Annotated in this window: 6 protein-coding genes; 3 read left to right on the top strand and 3 right to left on the bottom strand. The window is 67.8% G+C overall.

Features of this window, described 5'->3' with window-relative positions:
• On the top strand, nucleotides 1-756 hold a 756-nt coding region (locus A7A76_RS20705; protein ID WP_241201087.1), incomplete at its 5' end, for an asparagine synthase C-terminal domain-containing protein.
• Between the two features lie 48 nt (nucleotides 757-804).
• On the opposite strand, the gene A7A76_RS20710 is transcribed toward A7A76_RS20705, so the two are convergent.
• Together A7A76_RS20710 and A7A76_RS20715 are read right to left on the bottom strand one after the other, a co-directional pair.
• Nucleotides 805-1407, bottom strand: a complete 603-nt coding sequence (locus tag A7A76_RS20710; RefSeq protein ID WP_206413079.1) for a Fic/DOC family protein — start codon at nucleotides 1405-1407, stop codon at nucleotides 805-807.
• Between the two features lies 1 nt (nucleotide 1408).
• Nucleotides 1409-1897: a hypothetical protein gene (locus tag A7A76_RS20715; protein ID WP_206413080.1), complete on the bottom strand. Its 489-nt coding sequence runs from the start codon at nucleotides 1895-1897 to the stop codon at nucleotides 1409-1411.
• 416 nt (nucleotides 1898-2313) lie between these two features.
• Between A7A76_RS20715 and A7A76_RS20720 the strand changes: the two genes are divergently transcribed.
• A complete protein-coding gene (locus A7A76_RS20720) occupies nucleotides 2314-3222 on the top strand; it encodes a LysR family transcriptional regulator (protein WP_206413081.1) in 909 nt (302 codons plus the stop codon).
• Nucleotides 3223-3386: 164 nt separating this feature from the next.
• A complete protein-coding gene (locus A7A76_RS20725) occupies nucleotides 3387-4361 on the top strand; it encodes a cyclase family protein (protein ID WP_241201088.1) in 975 nt (324 codons plus the stop codon).
• 129 nt (nucleotides 4362-4490) lie between these two features.
• On the opposite strand, the gene A7A76_RS20730 is transcribed toward A7A76_RS20725, so the two are convergent.
• A complete protein-coding gene (locus tag A7A76_RS20730) occupies nucleotides 4491-4967 on the bottom strand; it encodes a hypothetical protein (RefSeq protein WP_206413083.1) in 477 nt (158 codons plus the stop codon).
• Nucleotides 4968-5558: the final 591 nt, after the last annotated feature.

Here is a 5558-nt window from a genome sequence, read left to right on the forward strand (position 1 = left end):
CGGCTGGCGCCGCAACGCCGCGGCGAGCAGGCCGAGCGCGCGCGCCTGGGCGGCCTGCGCGCGCTGTGGGCGGAGCTCGGCGCGCAACGGGTGGAAGACCACTATCTGCAACGGGTTTCGCGCTGGCGCGACCCGGCCGCGGCGGTGCCCGGCGCGCGCGAACCGGCGACGCTGTTCTTCGACCGCGACGGCCACCTGCCGGTCGGCGACGCCGCCGACCGCGTGCAATACCTCGATTTCCGCATGGACCTGGCCCACGGCATCCTGACCAAGATCGACCGTGCCGGCAGCGCCTGCGGCCTGGAGACGCGCTCGCCGCTGCTGGACCGCAGCGTGATCGAGTTCGCCTGGTCGCTGCCGACCGCGCTCAAGCACCATCGCGGCGAGCAGAAGTACGTGCTCAAGCGCCTGCTCGAACGCTACCTGCCGCGGCCGCTGATCTACCGCCCCAAGACCGGCTTCGGCGCGCCGGTCTCGCGCTGGCTGCGCGGGCCGCTGCGCGAGTGGGCCGATGCGCTGCTGGACGAATCGCGGCTGCGCCGCGAGGGCCACTTCGATCCGCGCGCGATCGCCGGGCTGTGGCGCGAGTTCCAGGCGGGCGAGCGCAAGTGGCATACCCATCTGTGGAACGTGCTGATGTTCCAGGCTTGGCTGGAGCGGCATCGTTTCGCTGCGGCGCCGGTACCTATCCCGATTCCGTTGGAATCGTCCATGACGAACGCCTCTGCGTCGCCGCTGCCGGCAGTGGCGTTGTAAGGCCGGGAGCATCGAAAACGGCCTGGTATCCAGCCTGCGGTTGCTGTTTCAGTTATTGTCGGCCGTCAGCGGAGTGACGATTCTCTTGAAGATTTCGCACATTCGCCGATAGTCGACGCGAACGCCTTCGATGTTTGCCGCCAGCCATTCCTGGGGTTCAACATGTGTCCAGTTCAGCTCGAAGCCTGCACTCAGGGCGATATGCTCGAAAAGAACTCGTTGCGCGCGGCCATTGCCTTCGCGAAATGGATGGATCATGTTGAGTTCGCAATAGTGCTCAGCCAATCGTTCGCAGAATGCGGCGTGGCCGAGTCCCTTGAGCCAGTTCTCGGCGCGTAACGCGTCGAATCGCTTCCCGGATTCGGCTTCGATCCGCGAATTGGTACAGAAGCGAGTCCCTCCTTTCGAAATGTCGACATTCCTTTGTTCTCCGGCCCAGTCGTAAAGCGGGGAGAACAACTGGAAATGGATCCGTTTCAGGGTGTCCAGGCTATAAGGTGGAGGCGAATATTCGATCAGGCGGTGGGTGTAACCGGTGATCTCCCTTTCCGCGGCTTCCAGTCCCTCCATGCTGAGGATGCCCAGCTTGTTCTTTAGTACGCCGGATCCCGGAAGGCAGTAGTGGTCGTTGGAAACATCGTATTTGTCCATTTTACTTTCTTCGATGCTTCTCGATGATCGAGTCCAGCGAGGCGTTGCGCACTGGCATCAAGACGTCGATTCCTTCGAGCCGCGAACTGTGCCTGAAGTTTCGCGAGCGATTGATGCTGTACCGGACCTTCGGATCCGCGGCAACCGAATTTATCGTCAGGATCGTCCTCAGCACCGCGGCATCCATGTCGCCGCTTGAGCTTCCCGCCACTGCATTGCGCTGCAGTACGGTCAAAAGCCTCTTCCTGACGATCTGCGCCTCCTTGCTCCCGGATGTGGGCAATCCGGCCGGATTCTTTCTGCTCAAAGCCTGGATCTTCCGGATCAGGGAGTAGAGCGCTATCCAGCTTTTGGCTGCGAGCGTTATCCCGAACTGCGAGCTCAAGGTCTTCTTTATCTGCGAGAACGACCCTCGTGTCTTCAGGTCATCCTGGCTTGTGGCGACAAGGATGTCGGCGACGGACGGACTGTGCTGAAGTTGCTTCGGCATTTGCGTGAACTCGACAGTTAACGGGTGCAAAAAAACGCCTGTGAAACTCCCGGATGTACGGGTGGGAGGGCTCGGTTGAGGTGTATGTTTCGATCAGCATCCGGCGGGTCCATTATAGCGCTGGTCAGCGCCCAGTCCCGGTTTACGGGCAATGCGGCCGGGCTGAACTCGCGGGGAAATCAGGATGTCGCGAGGCTGTCGCGGGTGCGGCGATTATGTCCGGAAGCTGGAGCGGGCGCCTCAACGAACGACCCGCCGGGCTCTTGGTTCGGCTCGATAGTCATTGGCCCGGGGCGGGTGTTTCGCCTGGAGCAACACGAATGCGCTGCGACGGCTGGCGCAAACGGCAAGGGCTGGCTGCAGGCCTGGATGGGCGGCATCATGGCCGCCCGCGCACGCGCAACCCCGGCTCCGACATGGATCAACTCGCGCTGATGCGCAGCTTTCGCCGGGTGGTGGAACTCGGCGGTTTCGCCCGCGCCGCCGACAAACTGGGCCTGTCGGCCGCCGGCCTTAGCAAGCAGGTGCGCCAGCTCGAAGCGCGGCTGGGCACGGTGCTGCTCCAGCGCACCACCCGGCGCATGAGCCTCACCGACGGCGGCCGGCTGTATTTCGCCGAATGCTGCCGCCTGCTCGACGAGATCGAAGCGCTGGAGCAGCGCATGCGCGAAGGCTCCGAGCGCGTGGACGGCCTGCTGCGGGTCAGCGCGCCGCTGTCGTTCGGGCTGTGCGTGCTGTCGCCGCTGCTGAGCCGGTTTCTGGCCGAGCATCCGCATCTGCGCCTGGATCTGGCGCTGGAGGATCGCGTCGTCGACCTGGTCGGCGAGGGCTTCGACGTGGCGGTGCGGCTGCGCGCGGAACTGGAGGATTCCAGCCTGATCGCGCGCCGGCTCGGCCAGGTCGGTCAATGGCTGTGCGCGTCGCCGGACTATCTGCAGCGCCGCGGCGAGCCGCGCACGCCGCAGGAACTGTGCGGGCACGCGCTGCTGGGCTACAGCCTGGCGGAATCGCCGCGCGCCTGGCAGTTGCGCGGCGCCGACGGCGAACACGAATTCACTCTGCCGGCGCCGCGCGTGGCCGCCAACAACAGCCTGCTGCTGCGCGACCTGCTGATCGACGGCCACGGCGTGGGCAGCCTGCCGGCGTTCGTGGCGCGGCCGCAGATCGCCGCCGGCCGGCTGCGCGAGCTGCTGCCGCACCATCGCCAGCCGCCGCGCCAGGTGCATGCGGTCTACGCCACCGGCCGGCATCTGCCGGCCAAGGTGCGCGCGTTCGTCGATTTCCTCGGCGCGCAGTTGCCGGCGGCGCTGGCCGCCGACGGCTGACGCCCGCGAGCGGGTGCGGGTGTGGGCGCGGATTGCTGCCCGCCAGCGAACAGTCCCTGCACCCGGCGCGGCTGTTTCGCCGCAAGCGCCGCGCCCAAGCTGTCTCCATGCGGCGCAACGCCGCCCCCACCGCGCCGCCCCGGCGCGAACGCATGGAGACTTCGATGAAATTCGCACACACCCTGGCCGGCGCCGCGTTGGCGCTGGCGTTGACCACCCCGGCCGGCGCCGCCGAAGTCGGCCGCAGCCCGTGGGGCGCCGATGATCAGATCGGCCGCCTCAACCTGATCACCGATCAATCGCGCGCCGCCGTGCTCGGCCGCCTGCGCGGCGGCAAGGTCTACGATCTGGCCACCGAATACTTCGTCGGCATGCCGAGCTGGCAGGCCGCCGGCGATCCGCATTACCAGTTCTGGATGACCCACACCCCGCGCGGCACCCAGGTCGACGACCCGATGCGCGTCGGCGCGGCGATGAACGCCCACACCAGCTACACCGGCACCGCGTTCTCGATGTACAGCCACACCGGCACCCACATCGACGCGCTCAACCACTTCGGCATCGGCGGGCGGATCTGGAACGGTTTCGAAGCCGACCGGCACCTCGGCGACCGCGGCTGGAACAAGGCCGGCATCGAGAAATTCCCACCGCTGGTCGGGCGCGGGGTGATGCTCGACATCGCCGCGGCCAAGGGCGTGGACATGCTGCCCGACCAGTACCGGATCAGCCGCCAGGACCTGCGCGAGGCGCTGGCCAGGCAGAAGACCGAACTGCAGCGCGGCGATATCGTATTGATCCGCACCGGCCGGATGAAATTGTTCGAACAGGCGCAGGCCTACATCGCCCAGCCGCCGGGGCTGGGCATCGATGCCGCGCGCTATCTGGTGGAAGAGGCCGGGGCGATGGTGATCGGCGCCGACAACCTGAGCCTGGAGACCTTCCCGTCGGAAGTGCAGGGCGAGTACGTGCCGCTGCATACCTATCTGCTGGCCCAGCACGGCGTGCCGATCATCGAGCTGATCGCGCTGGACGAACTCTCGCGCGACCAGGTCTACGAGTTCGCCTTCATCGGCGGCCCGCTGAAGATCCGCGGCGGCGACGCCGCGCCGCTGCGGCCGGTGGCGATTCCGTTGCGTTGAGGAGCCGCATCGCCGCCAACGACGCACGACGCGATCCCGGGGCCGCGTTGCGGCCCCGGGGCGTCGCCTTTTCGCTGAGCTCGGCGCGGGCGCCGGTGCAGGCATTCACCGACGCCCGCGCCGCGCGGTTTACTGCGGGCACGACTCCTGCAGTTCGTAGTACTGCAGTTCCGACGGCGCCACGCCCCAGCCGCTGCCCTGGACCAGGCCGGCCGAGTCGGCGTACGACAGGTTGATGCTCACGCCGGGGAAATCGCCGACGCTGAGCGTGGCGTACAGGCTCTTGGCGCCGCTGGTGGCGTTGTAGGCGTCCACCGCGGTCTTGAACCGCGACAGCGCCACCGAGTTGCTGGTGAAGTTGCGCAGCGAGGCGAGGTCGAGCGCGAACGCGTATTGCACGTTGGTCGGGCCGTAGCGGTTGACCGTGCTGGGAACGACGATGGGCTTGTTGCTCCAGTAGTGGTTGATCACGCGCAGGTTGCAGGTGTCGGCCTGCGGAAAACCGGTCGGCGCGTTGAGCCGGCCGAGCGAGGTCCAGCCGGAGGCGAGGGCGCCGTGGCTGGCCAGGGCCAGCGCGCAGAACGCAGCGAAACGCTTGAAGTTCATGGGACTCCTTGTCGGAAACACAGAAGGGGCGCGCCGCGGCCGGCATCGCCCGCCGCGGTCGCGGTGCGATCGTCGGCATGGCCATTAACGCCTGTCGGCGTCTTACCGGGTTGGACGCGGATCGAGGCCGGCGAGCCGCCGGTCGGGCGCAACGCCGCGTCCGTCGAGGCGGCCGGACGACGCTTCGATCGGCGCCCGGCCGCATCGGCGTGCGCGGCCACGACAGTGTCGGCCGCGCGCATGTCGCCGCTGCGAGCGCGTGGTGGCGAGCCTCGCCCGCGCGCACGCGGCGGCAGTGACTGCCATCGCGATATCGCGAAGCCGGCGCCGCGCGGCGCGCGATCGACAGGTCCGCGACAGCCCCGCGGCCTACAACGAAGGCCGCGGGCGCCGCCCGTTGCCTTCGCCGGCCGCGGCGGACGCATCCAGTCGATCCGGGATTCCGCCATGACTTCTCGCCGCATCCGTTTTCCCTCTCCCGGCCGCTGCCTCGCCGCCGCGCCGGCGCCGCTGGCGCGCAGCGGCCTGCCGTGGCTGGCCGGCTTCTGCACGCTGATCATGGGCAGCGCCTTCGCCGGCCAGGGCGCGCCG

It is taken from the genome of Lysobacter enzymogenes (assembly GCF_017168095.1).
In the GTDB taxonomy this organism is placed as follows: Bacteria; Pseudomonadota; Gammaproteobacteria; order Xanthomonadales; family Xanthomonadaceae; genus Lysobacter; species Lysobacter enzymogenes_D.